The sequence below is a fragment of the Pseudomonas sp. K5002 genome (assembly GCF_013386655.1).
In the GTDB taxonomy this organism is placed as follows: domain Bacteria; phylum Pseudomonadota; class Gammaproteobacteria; order Pseudomonadales; family Pseudomonadaceae; genus Aquipseudomonas.
On record NZ_JACARK010000101.1, the window covers coordinates 1 to 25594 of the forward strand.

Annotated in this window: 26 protein-coding genes; 6 read left to right on the top strand and 20 right to left on the bottom strand. The window is 60.1% G+C overall.

The window, feature by feature from the left end; translation table 11 throughout:
- A partial coding sequence (locus HX846_RS06220; protein ID WP_372241967.1) for a sodium:calcium antiporter occupies window positions 1-435 on the top strand: 435 nt, incomplete at its 5' end.
- Window positions 432-812: a carboxymuconolactone decarboxylase family protein gene (locus tag HX846_RS06225; protein WP_003216068.1), complete on the top strand. Its 381-nt coding sequence runs from the start codon at window positions 432-434 to the stop codon at window positions 810-812. The genes HX846_RS06220 and HX846_RS06225, both read left to right, overlap by 4 nt.
- Here HX846_RS06225 and HX846_RS06230 read toward each other — a convergent pair.
- The 5 genes from HX846_RS06230 to kdgD form a co-directional block, all read right to left on the bottom strand.
- On the bottom strand, window positions 809-1750 hold the full coding sequence (locus HX846_RS06230) for an AEC family transporter (RefSeq protein ID WP_102604562.1): 942 nt from the start codon (window positions 1748-1750) through the stop codon (window positions 809-811). The genes HX846_RS06225 and HX846_RS06230 overlap by 4 nt on opposite strands.
- Window positions 1751-1925: 175 nt before the next feature.
- Window positions 1926-3479, bottom strand: a complete 1554-nt coding sequence (garD, locus tag HX846_RS06235; RefSeq protein ID WP_178965145.1) for a galactarate dehydratase — start codon at window positions 3477-3479, stop codon at window positions 1926-1928.
- 13 nt (window positions 3480-3492) lie between these two features.
- A complete protein-coding gene (locus HX846_RS06240) occupies window positions 3493-4857 on the bottom strand; it encodes an MFS transporter (RefSeq protein ID WP_003216062.1) in 1365 nt (454 codons plus the stop codon).
- An 87-nt stretch (window positions 4858-4944) separates the two neighbouring features.
- Window positions 4945-6390, bottom strand: a complete 1446-nt coding sequence (locus HX846_RS06245) for an aldehyde dehydrogenase family protein (RefSeq protein ID WP_003216060.1) — start codon at window positions 6388-6390, stop codon at window positions 4945-4947.
- A 54-nt stretch (window positions 6391-6444) separates the two neighbouring features.
- Window positions 6445-7356 carry a 5-dehydro-4-deoxyglucarate dehydratase gene (gene kdgD, locus HX846_RS06250; protein ID WP_003216058.1) on the bottom strand — a complete coding sequence of 304 codons (912 nt, stop codon included), beginning with the start codon at window positions 7354-7356 and terminating at the stop codon, window positions 6445-6447.
- Between the two features lie 224 nt (window positions 7357-7580).
- Here kdgD and HX846_RS06255 point away from each other — a divergent pair, with 224 nt between their 5' ends.
- Window positions 7581-8735 (top strand): phospholipase, encoded by a 1155-nt coding sequence (locus HX846_RS06255; protein ID WP_178965146.1) that lies wholly within the window; start codon window positions 7581-7583, stop codon window positions 8733-8735.
- Between the two features lie 201 nt (window positions 8736-8936).
- On the opposite strand, the gene HX846_RS06260 is transcribed toward HX846_RS06255, so the two are convergent.
- From HX846_RS06260 to rplM, 8 genes are all read right to left on the bottom strand, one after another.
- Complete coding sequence (locus HX846_RS06260; RefSeq protein WP_008437251.1) at window positions 8937-9686, bottom strand: FadR/GntR family transcriptional regulator; 750 nt, start codon at window positions 9684-9686, stop codon at window positions 8937-8939.
- A gap of 170 nt (window positions 9687-9856) precedes the next feature.
- On the bottom strand, window positions 9857-10276 hold the full coding sequence (locus HX846_RS06265) for a ClpXP protease specificity-enhancing factor (protein ID WP_003216051.1): 420 nt from the start codon (window positions 10274-10276) through the stop codon (window positions 9857-9859).
- Window positions 10277-10293: 17 nt separating this feature from the next.
- Entirely contained in the window at window positions 10294-10911 is a 618-nt protein-coding gene (locus HX846_RS06270; protein WP_003216049.1) for a glutathione S-transferase N-terminal domain-containing protein, read from the bottom strand.
- Between the two features lie 145 nt (window positions 10912-11056).
- Window positions 11057-11836, bottom strand: a complete 780-nt coding sequence (locus tag HX846_RS06275; protein WP_003216044.1) for a cytochrome c1 — start codon at window positions 11834-11836, stop codon at window positions 11057-11059.
- Window positions 11836-13047: a cytochrome bc complex cytochrome b subunit gene (locus HX846_RS06280; protein WP_003216042.1), complete on the bottom strand. Its 1212-nt coding sequence runs from the start codon at window positions 13045-13047 to the stop codon at window positions 11836-11838. The genes HX846_RS06275 and HX846_RS06280 overlap by 1 nt, the downstream gene beginning before the upstream one ends.
- The gene (petA, locus tag HX846_RS06285) at window positions 13047-13643 is read right to left on the bottom strand and encodes a ubiquinol-cytochrome c reductase iron-sulfur subunit (protein ID WP_003216040.1); all 597 of its coding nucleotides are present in this window, start codon (window positions 13641-13643) and stop codon (window positions 13047-13049) included. Before petA ends, HX846_RS06280 begins: the two co-directional genes overlap by 1 nt.
- A gap of 266 nt (window positions 13644-13909) precedes the next feature.
- A complete protein-coding gene (gene rpsI, locus HX846_RS06290; RefSeq protein ID WP_003216038.1) occupies window positions 13910-14302 on the bottom strand; it encodes a 30S ribosomal protein S9 in 393 nt (130 codons plus the stop codon).
- A gap of 14 nt (window positions 14303-14316) precedes the next feature.
- Window positions 14317-14745 (bottom strand): 50S ribosomal protein L13, encoded by a 429-nt coding sequence (gene rplM, locus HX846_RS06295; RefSeq protein WP_003216032.1) that lies wholly within the window; start codon window positions 14743-14745, stop codon window positions 14317-14319.
- Window positions 14746-14993: 248 nt separating this feature from the next.
- Here rplM and HX846_RS06300 point away from each other — a divergent pair, with 248 nt between their 5' ends.
- A complete protein-coding gene (locus HX846_RS06300) occupies window positions 14994-16034 on the top strand; it encodes an NADP(H)-dependent aldo-keto reductase (protein WP_178965147.1) in 1041 nt (346 codons plus the stop codon).
- Between the two features lie 123 nt (window positions 16035-16157).
- Here the strand turns inward: HX846_RS06300 and HX846_RS06305 are convergent, their stop codons facing one another.
- A complete protein-coding gene (locus tag HX846_RS06305; protein WP_003216028.1) occupies window positions 16158-17294 on the bottom strand; it encodes an acyl-CoA dehydrogenase family protein in 1137 nt (378 codons plus the stop codon).
- Window positions 17295-17514: 220 nt separating this feature from the next.
- Here HX846_RS06305 and HX846_RS06310 point away from each other — a divergent pair, with 220 nt between their 5' ends.
- Complete coding sequence (locus HX846_RS06310) at window positions 17515-18435, top strand: GlxA family transcriptional regulator (protein WP_173406101.1); 921 nt, start codon at window positions 17515-17517, stop codon at window positions 18433-18435.
- A 193-nt stretch (window positions 18436-18628) separates the two neighbouring features.
- Here HX846_RS06310 and zapE read toward each other — a convergent pair whose 3' ends face one another.
- The 3 genes from zapE to HX846_RS06325 all read right to left on the bottom strand — a co-directional run bounded on the left by zapE (window position 18629) and on the right by HX846_RS06325 (window position 21803).
- A complete protein-coding gene (zapE, locus tag HX846_RS06315; RefSeq protein WP_003216025.1) occupies window positions 18629-19723 on the bottom strand; it encodes a cell division protein ZapE in 1095 nt (364 codons plus the stop codon).
- Between the two features lie 78 nt (window positions 19724-19801).
- Window positions 19802-21157, bottom strand: a complete 1356-nt coding sequence (locus HX846_RS06320; protein WP_102604564.1) for a tryptophan--tRNA ligase — start codon at window positions 21155-21157, stop codon at window positions 19802-19804.
- Window positions 21158-21173: 16 nt separating this feature from the next.
- Window positions 21174-21803, bottom strand: coding sequence for an alpha/beta hydrolase (locus HX846_RS06325; protein ID WP_023659190.1), 630 nt, complete (start codon window positions 21801-21803; stop codon window positions 21174-21176).
- A 147-nt stretch (window positions 21804-21950) separates the two neighbouring features.
- On the opposite strand from HX846_RS06325, the gene HX846_RS06330 reads away from it, so the two are divergent.
- Window positions 21951-22388, top strand: a complete 438-nt coding sequence (locus tag HX846_RS06330) for a YhcB family protein (protein WP_003216019.1) — start codon at window positions 21951-21953, stop codon at window positions 22386-22388.
- Window positions 22389-22586: 198 nt separating this feature from the next.
- On the opposite strand, the gene HX846_RS06335 is transcribed toward HX846_RS06330, so the two are convergent.
- The 3 genes from HX846_RS06335 to HX846_RS06345 all read right to left on the bottom strand — a co-directional run.
- Window positions 22587-24311 carry an ABC transporter ATP-binding protein/permease gene (locus HX846_RS06335; protein ID WP_178965148.1) on the bottom strand — a complete coding sequence of 575 codons (1725 nt, stop codon included), beginning with the start codon at window positions 24309-24311 and terminating at the stop codon, window positions 22587-22589.
- 100 nt (window positions 24312-24411) lie between these two features.
- Window positions 24412-24972: a response regulator transcription factor gene (locus HX846_RS06340; RefSeq protein WP_003216016.1), complete on the bottom strand. Its 561-nt coding sequence runs from the start codon at window positions 24970-24972 to the stop codon at window positions 24412-24414.
- Window positions 24965-25594 (bottom strand): HAMP domain-containing sensor histidine kinase (locus tag HX846_RS06345; protein WP_178965149.1); only part of this gene is annotated, 630 nt, incomplete at its 5' end. The genes HX846_RS06340 and HX846_RS06345, both read right to left, overlap by 8 nt.

The window sequence follows — 25594 nt, forward strand, 5'->3', positions numbered from 1 at the left end:
ACTTCCCTGCCCTGCCTGGCCACCTCGCTGATCGCCGCCCTGCGCGGCCAGCGGGAAATTGCCGTGGGCAACGTGATCGGCAGCAACCTGTTCAACCTGCTTGGGGTGCTGGGCTTTACCGCCCTCGTGGCGCCCTCGCCGTTGTCGGTGTCGCCCAATGCCCTGGATTTCGACCTGCCGGTAATGCTCGGCGTGGTCGCCCTGTGCCTGCCGGTGTTTTATTCGGGCTACCGCGTCACCCGGGCCGAAGGCCTGGTGTTCCTGGGCCTGTACCTGGTGTACGGGCTGCACGTGGTGTCGTTCACCTTCGGCATGCCGCTGGCCAACAAGCTTGAACAACTGATGCTGTATTACGTCCTGCCAGCGCTGGTGGCTTTCCTGTTGTTCACCTCGCTGCAAGCCTGGCGCCGCCAACACAAGAGGGAATCGCAATGACCGAACAGAAAAAGCCCGGCGTTGAAATGCGCCGCCAGGTGATGGGTGATGTGTTTGTCGATCGGGCGCTGGGCAATGCCACGGAGTTCAGCCAGCCGCTGCAGGATTTCGTCAACGAGCATGCCTGGGGCAGCGTGTGGAATCGCGAAGGGTTGCCGCTGAAAACCCGCAGCCTGATCACCCTCGCCGCGTTGACCGCCCTCAAGTGCCCGCAGGAACTCAAGGGCCACGTGCGCGGCGCGCTGAACAACGGTTGCACTGTGGAAGAGATTCGCGAGGCGCTGCTGCATTGTGCGGTGTATGCCGGTGTGCCGGCGGCCATTGACGCCTTCCGCGCCGCGCAGGAAGTGATCGACAGCTACCAGAAAGACGCCTAGATCCAGCCACCCGCCTGCAACACGAAAATCCCGATATTCGTGGTCACCGCCGCCATCAGGGTGGTGATCACGATAATCGCGGCCGCCAGTTCATGATTGCCCTCCGCCGCCCGCGCCATGACAAAACTGGCCGCCGCCGTGGGCGCGCCGAAGTACAGGAACAGAATCCCCAACTCCGGCCCACGGAACCCCAGCAGCCACGCCCCCAGGGTCGCGATCACCGGCAGCCAGACCATCTTCATCAAGCTGGCACTCAGGGCCATGTCGCCGCTTTTGCGCAGCGCCGCCAACGACAACGTGCCACCGATACAGATCAACGCCAATGGCAACGTCATGTCCGCCAGGTACTGCCCGGAGGATTCCAGCCAGCCAGGCAAGCCAATCTGGAAGTACGCGAAGGGCGCCGCCGCGATCACGCTGATGATCAACGGGTTGGCCAGCACGCTTTTGAAAATGCTCCACGGGTCGGACTTGATCACCGGGCTGTACACCGCCAGCACAATGGTCGACAGGGTGTTGTAGAACAGGATCACCAGCGCCGCGAGCACCGCGCCGAGGGAAATCCCGTAGTCGCCGTACATACTGGCGGCCAGGGCCAGGCCGATCACCCCGTTGTTACCGCGAAACGCGCCTTGGGCGTAGATGCCGCGATCTTCCCGCGGGCATCGAAAGATCGCCCAGCCCCAGGCCAGGGCGAAACTCACCAGCGTGGCGACGGCGAAGTAGATCAGCAGGCCCGGCTTGAGGGCTGAATGCAGGTCGGCATGGAGAATCCCGAGGAACAGCAACGCCGGCATGGTGACGTTGAACACCAGGGCCGAGGCGATGTGGATAAAGTTGTCGTTGATCCAGTTGATGCGCTTGAGTAGGACGCCCAGGAACAGCATGGCAAACACCGGCGCGGTGATGTTCAGGGTTTGTAGGAAGATAGCCAGCATGCCGGGGAGAACCTTGGGTGGGCGTCGGTAGGTGGCTAATGATAAGCCAGCATGGCCAGCTTCGTCTGGACTACCGCTTTCGCGAGCAAGCCCGCTCCCACATTTGACCGAGTTCTACCTTTGGAATGCAGTCAAATGTGGGAGCGGGCTTGCTCGCGAAGCAGGCGACTCGGTCTTAAGTAATCGGTGCCGGATTGAACAACGTAATGTCGTTATGCAGCTTGTGCTGCTCCGCCCATGTCTGCTTCTTGCCGCTGGCCACATCCAGGTAGAAGTGGAACAACTCCCAACCCAGCTCCTCAATCGTCGCCCGGCCGGTGGCGATCCGCCCGGCGTCGATATCAATCAGGTCAGGCCAACGCTGCGCCAGCTCCGTCCGGGTCGAGACCTTAACCACCGGCGCCATCGCCAGCCCATAGGGCGTGCCACGCCCGGTGGTGAACACATGCAAATTCATCCCCGCCGCCAACTGCAACGTGCCGCACACAAAATCACTCGCCGGCGTGGCGCAAAAGATCAGGCCCTTGCGATTGAACCGCTCGCCCGGGCCAAGCACGCCATTGATCGCACTACTGCCCGACTTGACGATGGAACCCAACGACTTCTCGACAATATTCGACAACCCACCCTTCTTGTTCCCCGGCGTAGTGTTGGCGCTGCGATCTGCCTCGCCCTTGGCCAGGTAGCGGTCGTACCAGTCCATTTCCCGCACCAGTTCCCGGGCCACGTCCTGGTTCTCGGCACGGGAAGTCAGCAGGTAGATCGCATCGCGCACTTCGGTCACTTCGGAAAACATCACCGTCGCGCCCGCCCGCAGCAGCAAATCCGAGGCATAACCCAGCGCCGGGTTCGCGGTAATCCCCGAGAACGCATCACTGCCGCCACACTGCATGCCGAGGATCAACTCCGACGCCGGTACGGTTTCCCGCCGGCGCAGGTCGAGTTTCTTCAGGCGGGTTTCGGCCAGTTCCATGATCTGTTCGATCATTTCGGTAAAGCCGTGGCTGGAGTCCTGCAACCGATACAGCCATGGCTCACTCAGGTCCACCGAGCTGTCGTTGTCATGCATCACCTGCCCGGCCTGCAACTTCTCGCAACCCAGGCTGATCACCAGGGCTTCACCGCCCAGGTTCGGATTGCGCGCCAGGTTACGCACGGTGCGGATCGGGATGTAGGCGTCGGTGGCCGTGATCGCCACGCCGCAGCCGTAGCTGTGGGTCAGCGCCACCACGTCATCGACGTTCGGGTACTTGGGCAGCAACTCGTCCTTGATGCGCTTCACCGCATGGTCCAGCACGCCCGTGACGCACTGAACCGTGGTGGTAATCCCGAGGATATTGCGCGTGCCCACGGTGCCGTCGGCATTGCGATAACCCTCGAAGGTAAAGCCTTCCAGGGGCGCCTGGGCCTCGGGCACTTCAGTGGACAGCGGCAAGCTGTCCAGCGGCGGCGCCGTGGGCATGCGCAGTTGATCTTCCTGCACCCAACTGCCGCGGGGAATCGGGCGCAGGGCATAACCGATGGTCTGGCCGTAGCGAATGATGCGGCCGCCTTCGGGGATGTCTTCCAGCGTCACCTTGTGGCTTTGGGGAATGAAATCCACCGTCACCAGGCCGTCGGGAAACTCGGTCCCCGCCGGTACGCCCTGGTCGTTGACCACAATCACCACGTTATCCAGTGCGTGCAAACGGATGGAGCGTGGCGAATCGGCATGTTCAATCAACTGCATGACGCGGGCCCCTTCAGGAATGCGCTTGGGAAAGTTTAGTCAGCTCGGGGCCTTTGGCCGGCGGCTCCTTGAGCACTACACGCTTGATCGGGCCAACGATCACCACGTAACTGAACACAGCGACCAGCGCGTTGGCGCCAACGAACACCAGGGCCCACTTGAACGAGCCGGTGGTGCTGATGATGTAGCCGATCACAATCGGGGTGGTGATCGACGCGATGTTGCCGAACATGTTGAACAGACCACCGCTCAAACCGGCGATTTGCTTTGGCGAGGTGTCGGAGACTACCGCCCAACCCAGTGCGCCAACGCCTTTACCGAAGAAGGCCAGGGCCATGAAGCCCACCACCATCCATTCGATGTCTACGTAGTTGCAGGCCACGATACTGCAGGAAATCAGCAATCCACCAATGATCGGCGCCTTGCGGGCGAACGTCAGCGAATGGCCTTTGCGCAGCAGATAGTCGGAAATGATCCCGCCCAACACGCCACCGATAAAACCACAGACCGCAGGCAGGGAAGCAATAAAGCCGGCCTTGAGGATCGTCATGCCGCGCTCCTGGACCAGGTACACCGGGAACCAGGTCAGGAAGAAGTAGGTGATGCCGTTGATGCAGTACTGGCCCAGATACACGCCGAGCATCATGCGATTGGTCAGCAATTGACGAATGTAATCCCACTTCGGCCCGTCGACTTTCTTGCCTTTGCCCTTGTCCTGATCCATATCGACCATGCCGCCGTTCTGGGCGATGTGCTGCAGTTCGGCGTCGTTGATCATCGGGTGTTGGCGCGGACTGTGGATAAGTTTCAGCCAGATCAACGAGAACAGAATGCCGATGCCGCCCATCACGATAAACACGTGCTGCCAGCCGAAGGTGTAGACGATCCAACCCATCAGCGGCGCGAACAACACGGTGGCGAAGTACTGCGCCGAGTTGAAGATCGCCGAGGCGGTGCCGCGTTCAGCCGTAGGAAACCACGCCGCCACGATGCGCGCATTTCCGGGGAAGGATGGCGCTTCAGCCAGGCCCACCAGGAAGCGCAACATGAACAGCGCAACGATGGCCGTGGAAACACCGAACTCACCGACATAGCCTTGCAGCACGGTGAACAGTGACCAGGTGAAGATGCTCAGGGCGTAGACTTTTTTCGAACCGAATCGGTCCAGCAGCCAGCCGCCGGGAATTTGCCCGGCCACGTAGGCCCAACCGAATGCGGAGAAGATATAGCCAAGGGTGACCGCGTCGATGCCGAGGTCTTTTTGCAGGCTGGAGCCGGCAATGGCGATGGTGGCCCGGTCGGCGTAGTTGATCGTGGTCACCAGGAACAGCATGAGCAGGATCAAATAGCGGACATGGGTCGGCTTGGTCGCTTGCATGAAGATGTACTCCCACTAATTATTTTTTTTGCGGGTAATCAAATTGTAAGCCTGTGGCGGGCACGGACCCGCCACAGGGTGCAGCCGTTACGAACCGATGTAGCTGGTTTTCACCACGGTGTAGAACTCTTGCGCATAGCGACCCTGCTCACGCGAACCGTAGGATGAACCCTTACGGCCGCCGAATGGAACGTGGTAATCCACACCGGCAGTCGGCAGATTGACCATCACCATCCCGGCCTGGGAATGACGCTTGAAGTGGTTGGCGTATTTCAGCGAGGTGGTGGCGATACCGGCCGAGAGGCCGAACTCGGTGTCGTTGGCCATCGCCAGCGCCGCCTCGTAATCCGCCACGCGCACCACGTTGGCCACCGGCCCGAAGATCTCTTCACGGCTGATGCGCATCGCGGCTTCGCTGTCGGCAAACAGCGTCGGCGCGAGGAAGTAGCCTTCGGTGTCGCAGGTCACCAGCTCACCGCCGCTGACCAGCCGGGCGCCTTCGCTCTGGCCGATGTCGATGTACTTCAAGTCCTGGTCCAGCTGGGCCTGGGAAACCACCGGGCCGATGTCGGTGCCGGTTTTCAGGGCGTGGCCGACCTTGATCGACTTCATCCGCTCGGCCATGGCCGCGACGAACTGGTCGTGAATCCCGGCGGTGACGATAAAGCGGCTGGACGCGGTGCAACGCTGGCCGGTGGAGTAGAACGCGCTCTGCACCGACAGCTCGACGGCTTGCTTGAGGTCGGCGTCGTCGAGAATGATCTGCGGGTTCTTGCCGCCCATTTCCAACTGCACCTTGGCCTGGCGCGACACGCAGCTGACGGCGATCTGACGACCCACGCCCACCGAGCCGGTGAAGCTGATGCCGTCGACTTTCGGGCTGTTGACCATGGCATCGCCGACCACACGGCCGCTGCCCATCACCAGGTTGAACACACCGGCAGGGAAGCCGGCGCGGGAGATGATTTCGGCCAGGGCCCAGGCGCAGCCCGGTACCAGTTCAGCCGGTTTGAGCACCACGCAGTTGCCGTAGGCCAGGGCCGGGGCGATCTTCCAGGCCGGGATGGCAATCGGGAAGTTCCACGGCGTGATCAGGCCAACCACGCCCAACGCCTCACGGGTCACTTCAACGTTGACGCCCGGACGCACCGACGGCAGGTAGTCGCCGGACAGGCGCAGGCATTCACCGGCGAAGAATTTGAAGATGTTACCGGCGCGGGTCACTTCGCCGATGGCTTCCGGCAGGGTCTTGCCCTCTTCCCGGGCCAGCAGGGTGCCGAGTTCTTCGCGACGGGCGAGGATTTCGGTGCCGACTTTATCCAGCGAATCATGACGTGCCTGGATCCCGGAAGTGGACCACGCCGGAAAAGCAGCGCGCGCAGCGTCGATGGCCGCGTGGACTTGGGCGAGGTCAGCCTTGGCGTATTCGCCAATGACATCAGACAACTCCGACGGATTGATGTTGGCCGAGTAGTCGGCGCCGGCAACCCACTGGCCACCGATGTAGTTTTCAAAACGCTTGGCTTGGGACACGAATTCTCTCCTGACGCAAAAAGCCGCTGATTACTCAGCGGCCTTGGTGATGGGTTATTGCGCGCCTTGCTTGTCGATCAACGCGGCCAGGGCTTCGTATTCTTCCGGCAGCAGATCGGTCAGCGGGGTACGCACGGGGCCTGCGTCGTAGCCGACGATTTTCGCCCCGGCCTTGACGATGCTCACCGCGTAACCGGCCTTGCGGTTACGGATGTCGAGGTACGGCAGGAAGAAGTCGTCGATGATCTTGCCGACGGTGGCGTGATCTTCCCGGGCAATGGCGTGATAGAAATCCATCGCGGTTTTTGGAATGAAGTTGAACACCGCCGAGGAGTACACCGGCACGCCCAGGGCCTTGTAGGCAGCGGCGTAAACCTCTGCAGTCGGCAAGCCGCCCAGGTAGCTGAAACGGTCACCGAGGCGACGACGGATCGACACCATCAATTCAATGTCACCCAGGCCGTCCTTGTAACCGATCAGGTTCGGGCAGCGCTCGGCCAGGCGTTCCAGCAGCGGCGCGGTCAGGCGGCAGACGTTACGGTTGTAGACCACTACACCGATCTTGACCGACTTGCACACCGCTTCAACGTGGGCGGCAACCCCATCCTGGCTGGCTTCGGTCAGGTAGTGCGGCAGCAGCAGCAAGCCTTTGGCGCCAAGACGCTCGGCTTCCTGGGCGTACTCGATGGCCTGGCGGGTGGCACCGCCGACACCGGCAAGAATCGGCACGCTGGTGGCGCAGGTATCAACGGCGGTTTTCACCACTTGCGAATATTCGCTGGCCGCCAGGGAGAAAAACTCACCGGTGCCGCCAGCGGCGAACAAGGCGGTAGCGCCATAAGGGGCCAGCCATTCCAGACGCTTGATGTAGCCCGCCTGGTGGAAATCACCCTGGGCATTGAAATCGGTCACCGGGAAAGACAGCAGACCGTGAGAGAGGATGGACTTCAGTTCTTGTGGATTCATTATTCGAACACCCTGGGCGAAGACTTTCTGTTGTGAGATTACGGATGGTTATCTTGATGTCGTACGTCATCGTACAACTATAAAAATATTCGTCAACTGCAATTCATCGCCGCCCTTCTCGATTTCTGCTTTCTTGACGTAAGAAGTTTTTCCTCTATGCTCGGGATAACTGTATATGCGTACAGTTATTACGGAAGAATCCTACGACATAGCAAGGAGCTAACATGTCAGATCTTGAACTCGCCACACCTGTGAAAACCCCGCCAACCCTGCGTTTTGAAGGCGGCGAACACACCGCCATCGGCGACGACACCCTGTTGCGTTTCGTCAAGGACGCCCCGCCGATTCCCGCCCGGCAGGTCGAATTGCACCTGCCCAATGGCCTGGCGCTGAGCTACGGCCAGATCATCGCCCTGGGCGGTGATTTCTATGGCATCCCCGGGCGCCCCATCAACGAAGGTACATCGCCCGCTGATCGTGTGCAGCGCTTTACCGATGCGTTCAACTCGCTGGCGGTATTGCCAGCATCACGGGAAGAAGCGGGCAAGATCCTGGCGGTGATGCAAAAGGAGATCAATGCGGTCAACCAGGCGATCAAGGACGGCAAGCAACCCCATGAAGCCTATGACGCGCTGGGTGACACCTTGTCCGAGGAATGGAACCGCATCACCGGCGGCGGCAGTGCTGTCTCGGCACTGATTCCACTGGGGCGCTACCTGAAACTGGCGGCAGACAATGCCGACCACTTTGGCGAATGGGCTTTGGCGGCCTATCTGGCGGGGCATACGGCAGCCTTGCAACAAGCCGTCGTGGCGCATCAGACCGGCACCGACCAGGCGCTGGAACTGGCCTATGCCATGAACAGCTTTGCTGATCACTTTTTGACCGATCTATTTTCCGCCGGGCACCTGCGGGTACCGCGCAAGCAACTGGCGGCGGTGGTGACACCGGGTGAACTGGGCTCGCTGATCAGCCGCTTCATGCACGATGAAGACAGCAAGTTCGGGCTCAATGTGCGCAACGCCCTGGGCGAGCAGTGGCATGCCTACGGTGATAAACGCTATTTCGACAGCAACGATGCGGCCAACCGCGCCATGGTCAAACGCGCCGTGCAGGCCTCGGCCGATGAGATCTTCGAAACGTTTATCAGCGGCATGGCGCCCTCCCCGGCCAACTTCAAGGCACCGCTGTATGTGCCGGACCTGAACGCCGCGCAGAACCCGGCGAACAACTTCTCACCGCTGTTCAAGGCTGAAGGCGACAAGGTGCTGCGACGCAAGGACGTCAACAACCTGAACGACAAGCAGTGGACCAATGACTGGTGGGGTTGGAGCACGTATCTGCTGCTCAAGGACTACACGCCGAATCAGCCGACCTGAAAGACGTGAGTTAAGCCTCGCGCACTAACCTGTGGCGAGGGAGCTTGCTCCCGTTGGGCTGCGAAGCAGCCCCGGCAAGAACACGGGGTTCTTTCAGACAGAACTCGGGGCAATGGATTTGGGGCCGCTGCGCGGCCCAACGGGAGCAAGCTCCCTCGCCACAATGGGCTTTCAAGCCACACGCTTACGTCCAGCCTGGAATCAACCGCGCTGCGCTTCCGCCTCTTCATGGGCATGGCGCAGCCGCTCACGGCTGTTGGTCAGGTGCAACCGCATGGCCGCCCGCGCCGCATCCGAATCCTGGCGCGCGATCGCCTCATAGATCTCTTCGTGTTCGCGGCTCAGGCGGCTCATGTAGTGCTGCTGGTCATCATGGGCCAGGCGTGCCGAGTTCAGCCGCGTGCGCGGAATGATGCTGGTGCCCAGGTGGGTCATGATGTCGGTGAAGTAGCGGTTGCCGGTGGACAGGGCAATCTGCAGGTGGAACTGGAAGTCCGACGCCACCGCATCACCGGCGTGGGCCGCACTTTCGTTCAGCGCATCGAGGGCAGCACGCATGCCGGCCAATTGCTCGTCGCTACGGCGCTGGGCAGCAAGCCCGGCAGACTCCACTTCCAGGCTGATCCGCAGTTCAAGGATGGCCAGCACATCACGCAGGGTGACGACAGTGGCCGGATCAATCCGGAAACCGCTGGGGCTTGGCGTGTCCAGCACAAAGGTACCGATGCCATGGCGGGTTTCTACCTGCCCGGCGGCCTGCAATCGCGAGATGGCTTCACGCACCACGGTGCGGCTGACCCCGTGGGCGTCCATGATCGCCGACTCGGTGGGCAGTTTGTCGCCACGTTTGAGTTGGCCGTCGCGGATCTGCTCGGACAACACCGTGACCAATTCCTGGGCAAGGCTGCGGCGCTTGCGGGGAAGACGAGGGGCGGCGCTGGAGTTTTCCATGATGAATCATCTATCTCGGCGATCTGAAGCACGCATGATAGCCCATGGCGGTTGTACGATCACCGTCCTGTCATGACTTTCATCTATAACCGCCGGGGTTTTCGCCAGGCAAAAAAATGCCCCGGCATCACCGAGGCATTTTCAACGCTGGCCCGAGGGCCCGCGCCTTGTTACTTCACCACTTTCAGACTCGGCCGACCGCTTGGACGCGGTGGCTCGGAATCCGGCGGCGGCACATCATCTTCGCCTTCGAGCTCGATCGCTTCGTCATCCTCAAGGGAAGACTCCAGATCAAACACCATGCCCTGGCCATTTTCCCGGGCGTAGATCCCGAGGATGGCACCGATGGGCACGAACAGCGTATGCGGCACACCGCCGAAACGCCCTTCAAAGCTGACCGCTTCATTGTCCATGTGCAGGTGTCGCACGGCACTGGGTGAAACGTTCAGGACGATTTGTCCGTCACTGGCAAAACCTTGCGGTACCTGAACCGCGGGAAACTCGGAATTGACCAGCATGTGCGGGGTGCAATCGTTGTCCACTATCCACTCATAGAGCGCGCGGACCAGGTAAGGTCGACTGGAGTTCATCAACGGCTCCTTAAGCCTTAGCGCATATCGCGTTCGACACCAGACAGACTCGCCTGGAAAGCCTCACGCGCAAACTGGCGCTCCATGTAGTCAAGCAGCGGCTTGGCAGGCCGCGGCAGTTCTATGCCCAAAATCGGCAAGCGCCAGAGTATGGGTAATAGGCAGCAATCCACCAGACTTTGTTCCTCGCTGAGGAAAAAAGGTTTGTCGGCAAACAACGGCGAAACACCGGTCAGGCTCTCGCGCAATTCCTTGCGCGCCTGAACCCGGGCCGCTTCCTTGCTGCGTGAATCCAGAATCAGGTCCACCAGGCCACACCAGTCACGCTGGATCCGATGGATCAGCAGGCGGCTGTTGGCACGCGCCACCGGATACACCGGCAGCAACGGTGGATGGGGATAACGCTCATCCAGGTATTCCATCACCACGGTTGACTCCCACAACGCCAGGTCACGATCGACCAGGGTGGGCAAGCTGCCGTAAGGGTTCACTTCGATCAGTTTCGGCGGGTGACGTCCCACCTCCACACTGATGATCTCTGCGCTGACACCCTTCTCTGCGAGCACGATGCGTACTCGGTGGGAATAGTGGTCGGCGGGGTCGGAGTAACAGGCCAACCGATTGGTCACGCCCATGGCGGTCCTCCTCGCTTGTTGAAATTATCGGAAGCTCAAAAACGAGCGCGCCCAGTGAGCATCTCCGTGACGCCTGGATAAACCAGACTTACCTTCAGAGATGCCGCTGGGCGCGCAAGATTAACAGCAATTACTTACGGTTGGATCAATGCACATCCTTCCAGTATTCGCGTTTCAGCAGATAGGCGAACACGAAGAAGAAGGCCAGGTACAGCAACACATAGGTACCAATGCGCTGATGCTGCAGCTTCACTGGGTTGGCCGAGTAGGCCAGGAAGGTCACCAGATTCTTGACCTTCTCGTCGAACTGCTCTTCGTTCAGCGTGCCGGTCTTCGGCACTATGGTCAGCTGATCGCACGCTTCATGAGTCAAAGGCGTACCGGTGAGCGGATCATACTGCTTCTTGCCGTCTTCGACGATTTGTACTTGCTTGCATCCTACCACTTGGCGACCTTGCAGGCCGACCAGAACGTTAGGCATACCGACGTTCGGGAACACTTTGTTGTTCACGCCGTAGGGACGCGTCGGGTCTTCATAGAAGGATTTCAGGTAGCCATAGAGCCAATCGGTGCCACGCACACGGGCCACCAGGGTCAGGTCGGGCGGTGCAGCCCCGAACCAGGTCTTGGCGTCGGCCGGTTGCATGCCGATGGTCATGTGGTCGCCGATCTTCGCCCCGGTGAACACCGAGTGGCTCAGCATCACGTCATGGGGAATGCCCAGGTCGTCGGCCACTCGCTCGTAACGCTGGAACTTGGCGCTGTGGCAGCCCATGCAGTAGTTGGTGAACGTACGCAGCCCGTCCTGCATTGCGGCTTTGTCCGACACGTCGATGTCGACCTTTTCCAGCTCTGGGCCGTGTTCAGCGGCGAAAGACAGCAGCGGCAGAGCCGCAAGAATGAATGCAACGAATAATTTTTTCATCAGCCAGTCACCCTTTCCGGTACCGGTTTGGTCTTCTCGAGCCGGGTGTAGAACGGCATCAGAATGAAGTAGGCGAAGTACAGGAAGGTGCAGACCTGCGACAGCAACGTACGCTCCGGGGTCGGCGCCAATACGCCCAGTACACCCAGGATCACGAACGCAATGCAGAACACCCACAGCCAGATCTTGCTCAGCCAGCCCTTGTAGCGCATGGACTTGACCGGGCTACGGTCGAGCCACGGCAGCACGAACAGCACCGCAATCGCTGCGCCCATGGCGATAACGCCCATGAGTTTGTCGGGAATCGCCCGCAAGATCGCGTAGAACGGAGTGAAGTACCAGACCGGGGCAATGTGTTCCGGGGTCTTGAAGGCGTTCGCCTGTTCGAAGTTCGGTTTCTCGAGGAAATAACCGCCCATCTCCGGGAAAAAGAACACGATCGAGCAGAAGATGAACAGGAACACCACCACACCGACGATATCTTTCACGGTGTAGTACGGGTGGAACGGAATGCCGTCCAGTGGTACGCCGTTTTCGTCCTTGTGCTTCTTGATATCCACGCCGTCGGGGTTGTTCGAACCCACTTCGTGCAACGCCAGGATGTGCAGCACTACCAGGCCCAGGATCACGATCGGCAAGGCCACCACGTGCAAGGCGAAGAAGCGGTTCAGGGTGATCCCGGAGATCAGGTAGTCACCGCGAATCCACTGGGTCAGGTCGTTGCCGATGACCGGGATCGCACCGAACAGCGAGATGATCACCTGGGCGCCCCAATAGGACATCTGGCCCCACGGCAGCAGGTAGCCCATGAAGGCCTCGGCCATCAGCGCCAGGTAGATCAGCATGCCGAACACCCACACCAGCTCGCGAGGCTTCTGGTACGAGCCGTAGAGCAGGCCACGGAACATGTGCATGTAGACGACGATGAAGAACGCCGAGGCGCCGGTGGAGTGCAGCAGACGCAGGATCGAGCCGTACTCGACGTCGCGCATGATGTATTCGACAGAGGCGAAGGCTTCTTCGGCCGACGGCGTGTAGCTCATCGTCAGCCAGACACCGGTAACGATCTGATTGACCAGTACCAGAAGTGCCAGGGAGCCAAAGAAATAGAAGAAGTTGAAATTCTTCGGTGCGTAGTACTTGCTGAGGTGGTCTTCCCACATCTTGGTCGCGGGGAAGCGCGCATCCACCCAATCCATGAACTTGCTCATCAGGCTTTCTCCCCCTCGTCGACGCCAATGACAATGACACTGTCAGTCTCGTAGTGATGTGGCGGAACTGGCAGGTTCAGTGGTGCAGGTTGTGACTTGTAGACGCGGCCAGCGAGGTCGTAGTGAGAACCGTGGCACGGGCAGAAATAGCCCCCGACCCAGTCCTTGCCCAGGTCCGCGGGCGCCACTTCCGGGCGGAAGGTGGGAGAGCAACCCAAGTGGGTGCAGATACCGATCAGCAGCAGAATTTCCGGCTTGATCGAGCGAATTTCCTTATCGACGTAAGCGGGTTGGTCGGAATTCTTCGAGTCGGGGTCGGACAGCTGGCCCTCGATCTTCTTCAGATTTCCCAGGATTTCCTCGGTACGACGAACGATGAACACTGGCTGACCGCGCCATTCAGCAATCATTTGCTGGCCTGGATCGATCTTGCTGACATTCACCTTCACCGGTGCACCTGCGGCTTTCGCCTTGGCACTGGGAAACCATGACCCCACGAACGGGACCGCAGCCCCCACCGCTCCTGCAGCACCCACCACGGATGTGGCTGCTACCAAGAAGCGACGCCGGCCTGCATTCACGCCGTCATTGCTCATTCAGTCCTCTCCCATCAGCTTTGTGGCCTGTTAAATCAGGCGTCTACTAAGTGTTAAATCTGAACTTATAAAAATTTTGCCGAATGGTAATGAAAAGCCCCACGTCTGACAAGGTAATTACCCCCGGCACTGGCTCCAAGCCTTTGAGTATAGGGGCTCTACGGATGTGGCAAGTTGTCACACAGATTTTTTTACATAAATAGCAGGCAATAAAAAACGCCCAGCTCCGTGAGGAGGCTGGGCGTTTTCTGGAACGTAAAAGCGAATTAACGCTTCGAGTACTGCGGACGCTTACGCGCTTTACGCAGACCAACTTTCTTACGTTCAACTTCACGAGCATCGCGAGTCACGAAGCCAGCTTTGCGCAGAGCGCCACGCAGGGTTTCGTCGTACTGCATCAGAGCGCGAGTGATACCGTGGCGGATTGCGCCAGCTTGACCACTTACACCGCCACCGATAACGGTGACGTAGATGTCGAACTTTTCAACGGTCTCGGTCAATTCCAGCGGCTGACGAACTACCATGCGGGCAGTTTCGCGACCGAAGAAATTTTCCAGAGTGCGGTTGTTGATCGAGATGTTACCAGTACCCGGACGCAGGAAAACGCGAGCGGTAGCGGTTTTGCGACGGCCAGTGCCGTAATTTTGAGTCGCCGACATAATGAACTATTCCGTTAAAACTTCAGTTCTTGGGGCTGCTGAGCAGCATGAGGGTGAGCAGCGCCCGCATAGACTTTCAGCTTGCGATACATGTCGCGACCCAGTGGGCCCTTCGGCAGCATACCTTTGACCGCGATTTCAATCGGGGCTTCAGGCTTTTTGGAGATCAGGCCTTCGAAGTTCGAAGACTTGATACCGCCTGGGAAACCGGAGTGACGGTAGTACATTTTGTCTTGCGCTTTGTTGCCGGTAACACGTACCTGCTCGGCGTTGATGATGACAATGTAGTCACCGGTATCAACGTGAGGGGTGTACTCAGGCTTGTGCTTGCCACGCAGACGGCTGGCGACTTCAGTGGCCAGACGACCCAGGGTCTGACCAGCGGCGTCGACGACAAACCAGTCGCGCTGAACTGTTTCTGGTTTTGCAGTAAAAGTTGTCATTCTTTAATAGCCTCAGGGGCCGCCCTGTAAATTAGACGGCGGATCTTACTGAATAGTGCGTACTTTGACAAGTCAAAGGCAGCCGGATACAGACGCTATCGGGGGCTCGGGTCGGCGCGTCCGTTCAACGGCAAGATTCTTCGGCAGGCGGCGCATCACTTCCACTGCAGAAAGAGGTGGGCAATTATGCAGATTGCCAAAAAAATTTCAACCTGCTTTTATGATTGTTTTCCCCGAAGGAGTACCCGATGGACTATCGACAGCTGGGCCGAACCGATCTGAACGTGAGCGCGATAGCCTTGGGCACCATGACCTGGGGCGAGCAGAACAGCGAGGCAGAGGCCTTCGCACAGATCGAACGGGCCAAGGCCGCGGGGATCAACTTCCTCGACACCGCGGAAATGTACCCGGTGCCGCCCAAGGCCGACACCTACGCCACCACCGAGCGCTACATCGGTAATTACTTCAAAAGCCGCGGCGACCGTGCCGACTGGATCCTCGCCAGCAAGATCGCCGGCCCCGGCAACACCATCGACTACATCCGCGATGGCAGCCTCAAGCACAACCGCAAGCACATCGCCGAAGCCCTGGACGCGAGCCTCAAGCGCCTGCAAACCGACTGGATCGACCTCTACCAGCTGCACTGGCCGGAACGCAGCACCAACTTTTTCGGCCAACTGGGCTACAAGCACAAGGCCGAAGAAGACCTGACGCCGCTGGAAGAAACCCTCGAAGCCCTGGATGAGCAGGTCAAGGCCGGCAAGATCCGCCACATCGGCCTGTCCAACGAAACCCCGTGGGGCACCATGAAGTTCCTGGCCCTGGCCGAAGCCCGTGGCTGGACCCGCGCGGTGTCGATCCAGAACCCCTACAACCTGCTCAACCGCAGCTTTGAAGTGGGCCTGGCGGAAATCGCCATCCGTGAACAGTGCGGTTTGCTGGCGTATTCACCGCTGGCGTTCGGCATGCTCAGCGGCAAGTACGAAGGTGGCGCACGCCCGGCCAAGGGTCGCCTGAGCCTCTATAGCCGCTTCAGCCGCTACTTCAATGCGCAATCGGAAGCTGCGTGCAGCCGTTATGTGGCACTGGCCCGTGAGCACGGCCTGGACCCGGCGCAGATGGCATTGGCGTTTGTAACCCAACAACCGTTCGTGACCAGCAACATCATTGGCGCCACGACCCTGGACCAGCTGGACAGCAACATCGCCAGCGCCGACCTGAAACTGTCGGATGAGGTGCTGGCGGGGATTGAGGCGATCCAGAAGGATCATCCGAATCCTGCGCCTTGATTGATCTCTAGGCCGCCTTCGCGAGCAAGCCCGCTCCCACATTCGACCGAGTTCCACCTTTGGAATGCAGTCGAATGTGGGAGCGGGCTTGCTCGCGAAGAGGCCCTCAAAAACACCAAGAATTCAAAGCGCCCGTGCGATGATCTCCTTCATGATCTCATTCGTCCCCGCATAAATCCGCTGCACCCGCGCATCTGCCCACGCCCGCGCAATCGGGTATTCCCACATAAACCCATACCCGCCGTGCAGTTGCACACACTCATCCAGCACCTTGCACTGCAGGTCTGTGGCCCAGTATTTGGCCATCGCGGCCGTGGGCACATCGAGCTTGCCTTCCAGGTGCAACTCCATGCACTTGTCGACAAACACCCGGCCGATCTGGGTTTCAGTGGCAATCTCCGCCAGCTTGAATCGGGTGTTCTGGAAGTCGATGATCGCCTTGCCGAACGCCTTGCGGTCGCGGGTGTATTCCAGCGTCCATTGCAGCGCCGCCTCGGCTGACGACAACGCGCCAATCGCCACCGTCAAACGCTCCTGCGGCAACTCCTGCATCAGGTAGGCAAAGCCCATCCCCGCCTGGCCCAGCAGATTCTCCTTGGGCACCCGCACATCCTGGAAGAACAGCTCCGATGTATCCTGGGCCTTCATCCCGACCTTCTCCAGGCGCTTGCCCTTGTCGAAGCCCGGCGTGTTGGCCTCCACCAGAAACAGACTGGTGCCCTTGGCGCCGGCCTTGGGATCGGTCTTGGCCACGACGATCACCAGATCAGCCAGGAAGCCATTGGTGATGAACGTCTTGGAGCCGTTGATCACGTATTCATCGCCATCCAGCACCGCCGTGGTCTTGACCCCTTGCAGGTCGGACCCGGCCCCCGGCTCGGTCATGGCAATCGCCGTGACCATTTCCCCGGAGATCAGCTTGGGCAGGTACTTGTGCTTCAGCGCCTCACTGCCGTAATGCAGGATGTAGGGCGCGACAATGTCCGAATGCAGGGAGAAACCAATCCCGGTCAGTCCCAGGCGGCTGATCTCCTCGATCACCACCGCGCTGTAGAGAAAGTCCGCCCCGAGGCCGCCGTACTCTTCCGGCAAATGCGAGCAGAGCATCCCCGCCTCCCCCGCCTTGTTCCACAGGTTGCGGTCGATGTAGCCCTGCTTTTCCCATTGCCCGTGGAACGGCGCCGCGTCTTTTTCGAGGAAGGTGCGCACGCTCTGGCGGAAGAGTTCGTGCTCCGAGCTGAACAAGGTTCTGGGAATCATGGGTCACCTGTGTGAATTGTCGGACAAGACCGGGATCACAGAGCCTAAGCCGCGAAGGCGTCACAGGACACTGGACACATGCGACAAAAAATAAGACGATCCAGCCGTCTGGTGACCACTTTCCCCTATAAGAATAAATGAAATTATGTCTAACCAAATCTCCACGCCCTTGCGGCGCGTCAGCATTTTGGCCATTGATCGGGTATTCGCTTCAACCCTCATGCAAGCCAAGGATTTCTTCCACCTCGCGAGCCTGCGCTACGGCAAACAGCTGGGCCAGGGCCTCACTCCCGCCTTCGAAACCCGCCTGGTCAGCCCCGACGGGCAGTCGGTGCGCAGCTTCAGCGATGTGATCATGCCGGTGGACGGCGGCCTCGAAAACGCCGACATCATCGTGCTCCCGGCCTTCTGGGACGATTTCGACTCGTTGTGCCAACGCTACCCCCAAGTGCTGCCCTGGCTGCGTGAACAACACGCCCGTGGCGCGGTGCTGTGCGGCGAAGCCACCGGGGTGTTCTGGCTCGCCGAAGCCGGCCTGCTGGATGGCAAGGAAGCGACCACCTATTGGCGCTTCTTCAACGCTTTCACCGAACGCTTTCCCAAGGTACAGCTGAACCAGGACAAGCACCTGACCGACGCCGACAACCTCTACTGCGCCGGCGGCACCACTTCAGCCTGCGACCTCTACATCTACCTGATCGAACGCTTCTGCGGCGCCAACATCGCCCAGGCCGTAGCCCGCGACATCCTCTACGAAGTGCAACGCAGCTACGCCCCCGGGCGCATCGGTTTTGGCGGGCAGAAGCTGCACCAGGACGTGATCATCCTGCAGATCCAGCATTGGCTCGAAGAGCACTTCGCCGACAAGTTCCGCTTCGAAGACGTGGCCCGGGAACACGGCATGAGCATCCGCAACTTCATGCGCCGCTTCCAGACCGCCACCGGTGACAAGCCGCTGCACTACCTGCAACGGTTGCGCATCGAGACAGCCAAGGGCCTGCTGTCCGGCAGCCGCAAAAGCATCAAGACCATCAGTTACGAGGTGGGCTACGACGACGCGAGCTTCTTTGCGAGGCTGTTCCGCCAGCATACCGAGCTGTCGCCCAACCAGTATCGCCAGCAGTTCCAGCAGGCCGCGTAACCAAAGGGTATACGCAGTAAAAATGTGGGAGCTGGCTTGCCTGCGATGGCGGCGTGCCAGGCACCAGCGGCATCAACCGACAGACCGCTATCGCGGGCAAGCCCGGCTCCCACAGTTGCTTTCTGTTGACCTGGAAATTTGCATAAAAAAAGGCCCGCATCGCTGCGGGCCTTTTTCATTTCAAGCGCATCGCTTACGGCTTGTGCGCCCGCGACAGGAACTCGTGGGACTGCATTTCCAGCAAGCGGCTCAAGGTGCGCTGGAATTCGAAGTTCAAGCGGCCGCCGGTGTAGAGGTCCTTGAGCTCGACTTCCGCCGAGATGATCAGCTTGACGTTGCGGTCGTAGAATTCGTCGACCATGTTGATAAAGCGCCGCGCGATGTCGTCGGTGGTGACGCTCATCTGCTCGACACCGCTCAGGATCACCGCGTGGAAGATCTTGCCCAGTTCGATGTAGTCGTTCTGGCTGCGAGGGCCGTCGCACAGTTCGCGGAATTCGAACCAGGCCACGTCATCGCAGGTGCGCAGCGCGATGATTTCGCGGTTTTCGATGATCAGCTTGTCGTTTTCAATCGCCTGGGTGCATTCCGGCGTCAGCGCGCGGAAGCTCTTGCGCAGGCTTTCCTGGGCCACTTCGTTGAGCGGGTAGTGGAACAGTTCGGCTTGTTCAAGGTGACGCAGGCGGTAGTCGACGCCGCTGTCGACGTTGACGATGTCGGTGTTCTGCTTGATCAGGGCGATGGCCGGCAGGAAACGTGCACGTTGCAGGCCGTCCTTGTACAGGCCGTCGGGCACGATGTTCGAGGTGGCGACCAGGGTCACGCCGTTCTTGAACAGCTCTTCCATCAGGGTGCCGAGGATCATCGCGTCGGTGATGTCGGAGACGAAGAACTCATCGAAACAGATCACCCGGGCTTCTTCCGAGAAGCGCTTGGCGATGATGGTCAGCGGGTTCTTCTCGCCCGGCAGGGTCTTCATCTCTTCATGCACGCGCTTCATGAAGCGGTGGAAGTGGGTGCGGACCTTTTCCTTGAACGGCAGCGCTTCGAAGAAGGTGTCCACCAGGTAAGTCTTGCCCCGGCCAACACCACCCCAGAAATACAAGCCCTTGACCGGCGTGTGGTCTTTCTTGCCAAACAGCTTGCTGAACATGCCCGGCTTGTTCTGCGAGGCCTGGACCAGGTCGTCGTACAGGCGCTGCAAATGGCGCACCGCAGTTTCCTGGGCAGCGTCATGGAAGAATTCAGGGCGTTTCAGATCAGCTTGATATCGTTCTAGGGGCGTCATAATTCGTTAGCAAGGCAACAAAAACGGGCCGCCACTGTAACGACGGCCCTGAAGAATGGCAATCAACCCTTGGTCGGGTCAATCCTCGATTGGGGTCAACGCAACGCGCAAGGCTTCGATCGCCGCATCCCGCGAGGCGCTGTCGGCGAACGCCGGGCTATCGGCGACGACTTCACCGTCCAGCCACACGCTGAAGCTCGAGGCTTCACTGCGTACATCCAGCGCCTGACCCGATTGCAGCTGCTTGGTTACGGCGCCTGCGGTTTTACCGTCGGCAAAGTTGCGCGACAGCAGCAGTTGCTCGCCTTCGGCCGCCAGCAAACGGAAGCGGAAGCTGCCGTCGTCTTCGCGGAAGCTGACAAAGCGTGCGGCTTTCGCAGCTTTCTTCTTGGTGGTGGCAGCCACGGCGACCGGATTGACGAACGAGCGCAGGCCCACCGCTTCACGCAGTTCGGCCAGGAACGGTGCAGCCACGGCGCGGGCTTTGCGGGCGCCGACCAGCAGCAGGTCTTCCATGTCCGACGGGCGCGACATCAGTTGGTGATAACGCTCGCGCGCTTCACCCAACTGGCCGTCCAGCAGTTGGAACAGACGGTTCTTCGCCTCGCCCCAGCCCAGGCCTTGCAGCAGTTCACCGCGGAACTCTTCTTCCTGGGTCTGGGTGGCAAATGCCTGGTACAGGGTGAACAGGTGCGAGTTGTCCGGATCCTTGGCTTCGCCCGGCGCGCGGGAGTCGGTGACGATCCGCGAGATCGCGTCCTTCATGTCCTTGGCGCTGGTGAACAACGGGATGGTGTTGTCGTAGCTCTTCGACATCTTGCGGCCATCCAGGCCCGGCAAGGTGGCGACGCTTTCTTCGATCAGCGCTTCGGGCATGGTGAAGAATTCTTTACCCTTGCCGAACAGGTGGTTGAAGCGCTGGCCGATGTCGCGAGCCATTTCCACGTGCTGGATCTGGTCACGACCGACCGGCACCTTATGGGCGTTGAACATCAGGATGTCCGCGGCCATCAGCACCGGGTAGCTGTACAGGCCCATGGTGATCCCCGCATCCGGGTCTTCGCCGTTCTCCAGGTTCTTGTCCACCGAGGCCTTGTAGGCGTGCGCACGGTTGAGCAAGCCCTTGGCCGCCACGCAGGTCAGCAGCCAGGTCAGCTCGGGGATTTCCGGGATGTCGGACTGGCGGTAGAAGGTTACCCGGTTCACATCCAGGCCACCGGCCAGCCAGGTCGCGGCGATTTCCATGCGCGAGCGCTGGATGCGCTGCGGGTCATCGCACTTGATCAGGGCGTGGTAGTCGGCCAGGAAGTAGAAGGAGTCGGCGTTGGCGTCCTGGCTGGCAAGGATCGCCGGGCGAATCGCGCCGGCGTAGTTGCCCAGGTGCGGCGTGCCGGTGGTGGTGATGCCGGTGAGGATGCGGGTACGGGTCGTCATGGGTGATCGCTTGTCATCAATTCGAAAGACGTGGCAGCACAAGATCCTTGAGATCGGTCAGCTTGCCATGAAAAAAGTGTCCGCATTCTGCCACTTTCAGCAGCTCATGGGGGCGATTCAGGGCCGCGGACCAGTCGTAGACGAGTTGCGGGTCGACCACTTCGTCGGTTTCCGGCTGGATCACGGTCAATGGGCAGCCTTGTGGCAACACGTCGTTATCCCGCAGGCGCATCACGGCCGCGGCCACCATGAACAGGTGCGCGAGTTTTTCGCCCTTGGCTTCCAGGCGGCCGCCGAGGGTGGCCGCGACAAACCCGCCGAAGGAAAAACCCAGCAGGGTGATCGGCAGGTCGGGATGCTTTTCACGCAGCCAGGTGGCTGCCGCTTCGGCGTCGTCGACTTCACCGGTGCCCATATCGTGCGTACCGGCACTGGTGCCGACACCGCGATAATTGAAACGTAACGTGATCAAGCCGGCATCGCGCGCGGTGCGTTGCAGGGTCGATACGACTTTGTTGAGCATGGTGCCGCCCTGCACCGGGTTCGGGTGACAGATCAGCGCCAGGCCACGTGGCTCGGGGTGATCCAGATACAGGGCTTCCAGTTGGCCTACCGGGCCATCGATCAAAACGGGGGTTTCACGCATCAGCAAGGAAGGAACTCCGTGACCTCTCAAGGGGTCGACTCGTCTAGCTAAAAGTCTGTGCATGGCATCATTGCGAGCTTAATCGCGGTATACAGCGCAGGTCCGAGCCGTTAACGTAAAGCAAAGCCGTTTATAGAGGAAGGACTCGTGGAACACTCGCTCTTAGTTTGGTTGTTGCCGACTCTCGCCTTGGTTGCCGGTGTCGCCATTGGATTCCTGGTCGCCCGCCTGCTGCCGAATGCCGCGCCTAACCGCACGCAGCGTCAGCTGGATGACATTCAGGAACGTTTTGACAGTTATCAGAACGAGGTTGTTACCCACTTCAACAGCACCGCGACCCTGGTGAAAAAGCTCACTCAGAGCTATCAGGAAGTACAGGATCATCTCGCCGAGGGTGCCAACCGCCTGGCCCTGGACGACATCACCCGCCAGCGCCTGCTGGCCGCGCTGCATTCCGATGCACCGCACGCTCCACGGGAACGCCTGACCCCTCCGCGGGAAAATCAGGAACCGCCACGGGATTACGCGCCAAAAACGCCAAATGCCCCGGGGATGCTGGATGAGCATTACGGCTTGAAGAAGTAATAGCTTTTCAAGCGGCATGAAAAAGCCCGGCTGATCGATGATCAGCCGGGCTTTTTTGTTGGAATCAGGTCGACCAGACGACACTGATCCAATGTGGGAGCGGGCTTGCTCGCGAATGCGGTCTATCAGTCACCCTATGTATTAACTGACCCACCGTATTCGCGAGCAAGCCCGCTCCCACATTGGCCGAGTCCGACTTCAGGACACTGGCTGTTCTTGTAGCTGCCCGTTCTCGATCCGCACGTGCCGCCCATGGAAACGCTTGAGGCTGCTGCGGTGCCCGACGCTGACGATGCTCAACCCCGGCAATTCATCGATCAACGCCTGATACAGCGCCGCCTCATCTTCCTCGTCCATCGCCGAGGTGGCCTCGTCCATGTACAGCCATTGCGGTTCAAACAACAACGCCCGCGCAAACGCCAGGCGCTGTTGCTCACCCGGCGACAGCATGCGCTGCCAGTGATTGGCCTCATCCAAGCGTGGAATCAGGTGCGCCAGGCGGCAGGTTTCCAGGACCTGTGCATAACGTTGCGCCGGGTACGCGTCCTCCTCCTGTGGATAACTCAACACACCCCGCAAGGTACCAATCGGCAGGTACGGCTTTTGCGGCAGGAACAGATAACGCTCGGCCGGCAAGCGGATGTTGCCGTGGCCGTTTGGCCAGAGATTGCCCATGGCCCGCAGCAAGGTTGACTTGCCGCTGCCGGAACGCCCGCTGAGCATCAATCGCTCACCCTCGGCAACCGTCAGGTTGGCGCCATCCAGCAGGTGACGACCATCCGCCAGATCGAGGCTGAGGTTGCTCATCTGCAAATTGCCGCCCTGGCGTTGCAACTCGATGCCCATGTTGCGGCCTTCGTTTTCTTCCATCGCCTCGCCAAAGCTCAGCAGACGATCACAGGTCGCACGCCAGCTGGCCAACACGGTGTACGCGTCGACAAACCAGCTCAGGCTGCCCTGCACGCTGCCAAACGCACTGGCCACTTGCATCAGCACGCCCAGCTCTATCTGGCCGGAAAAGTAACGCGGCGCTGCCACCACAAACGGGAAGATGATCGCGATCTGCGAGTAACCACTGGTGAAGAAGTTCAGGCGCTTCTTGAGCTGCATGATGCTCCAGAAGTTGCTCCACACCCGCCCGAAACGTGCACTCAGTTGCTGGTGTTCATTCGGCTCGCCATTGAACAGCGCGATGCTTTCCGCGTTCTCGCGCACCCGCACCAGGCTGAAACGCAAGTCGGCCTCGAAGCGTTGCTGGCGGTTGCTCAAGCCGATCAGTTTTCGACCAATCAAGTGGGTCAACCAACTGCCCAGCACGGCATATACCAGTGCCGCCCAGAACATATAGCCGGGAATCGTGATGCCCCAAACCTCGATACTGCCGGACACGCCCCACAGGATCACCGAGAACGACACCAGGCTCACCAGGTTACTGATAAACCCCAGGCCCAGGCTCAGGGTGCTGCTGGTAAAGGCGTTGAGGTCTTCGGAGATACGTTGGTCGGGGTTATCGGTGTAGCCGCCATATTCCAGGTGGTAGTAGTTCTTCTCGCTCAGCCACTTGGCGAAGTAGGTTTCAGTCAGCCAGCGCCGCCAGCGGATGGTGAGCATTTGCTGCAAATAGGAAGTGAACACCCCGGTGACGATCGCCACCACGGCGATCACGCTGAAATACATCAGCAGGTGGGTGAAGGCGTCGTAGTCCTTCTTTTCCAGGGCGTTATAGAAGTCGCGGTTCCAGCTGTTGAACCACACCGACACCGCCACACTGAACAGCGACAGCCCCAGCACCACCAGCAGCAACAGCCAGGCCTTGAACTTCTCCTCACTGCGCCAGTAGGGGGTGATCAGCGCCCAGACTTTCCTTAAAAATTGCCCACGCACCGCGTCATTGACCGCGGAATACTCAGCGTTCTGATTCATTGTTCAGGCTCGGTAGGAAAAAAATAACAGGCGTTTGAACCGATCATAGACGATCGGTTCAGGGCTCCGTGCGGCCTGAAGCAGATTGTTCAGTCGCCGTTCAACGTCGAACCGGGCGTTTCTGCAACTTGCGCTGCAACGTTCGACGATGCATGCCCAGGGCGCGGGCCGTGGCGGAGATGTTGCCTTCGTGCTCGGTCAACACCCGCTGGATGTGTTCCCACTGCAGGCGGTCCACCGACATCGGGTTTTCCGGCACCAGGGTGTCGAGGTCGGCGTGCTCGGAGAGCAAGGCGGCCAGCACGTCGTCGGCGTCTGCCGGCTTGCACAGGTAGTTGCAGGCGCCACGCTTGATCGCCTCGACGGCGGTGGCAATGCTGGAATAGCCGGTGAGGATCACCACGCGCATTTCCGGGTCCAGCTCCAGCAGCTTGGGCAGCAGCACCAGGCCGGAGTCGCCGTCCATTTTCAGGTCCAGGGCCGCGTATTCCGGCAGGTCGGCCGTGGCGATGGCCAGGCCTTCCTCGGCGGAACCTGCAGTGCTGACGCGAAAGCCACGACGGCTCATGGCGCGGGCCATCACGCGGGTAAAGGTGGCGTCGTCATCTACCAGCAGCAGGTGCGGCAGTTCTTCGCCTTCGACTTGGATCTCGTCACTCATCGATGTCTCCTCGTGCGACACGGGGCAGGCGCAGCTCGGTGAGCGTGCCGCCTTCCTCATGACTATAGAGTTTCACTGAGCCGCCCGCGCGGGTCACGCTGGCCTTGCTCAAAAACAGGCCCAGGCCGAAGCCTTTGCCCTTGGTGGTAAAGAAGGGCTTGCCGATCTGCTCGGCAATCGCCAGCGGCACACCGGCGCCGTGGTCGCGAATGCTGATGGTGAAGTCTTCCGCATCCCAGTCCAGGGTCACTTCCAACCCTTCCGGGCAGGCATCGGCGGCGTTGTTCAGCAGGTTCAGCAGCGCCTGGGTCAGGTCCGGCGGCGGTGCCATGCGCGGCACCGTGCCCTGGCCCAGCAGGTGAAACCGGTAACTGGCTTCGGGACGCATCAGGTGCCAGCGGTTCAGGGCTTCGTCCAGCCACTGGGTGACGTCTTGCATCTCCACCGCCAGGCGGCGATTGGCCTCGGCGGCGCGCACCAGCTGCTGCAAGGTCAGCTTGCACTGCTTGACCTGTTCCTGCAGCACACTCAGGTCGTCTTGCAGGGCCGGGTCGTGGTAGTCCTGGGTCATTTCCTTGAGCAGTACGCTCATGGTCGCCAGCGGCGTGCCCAATTCGTGGGC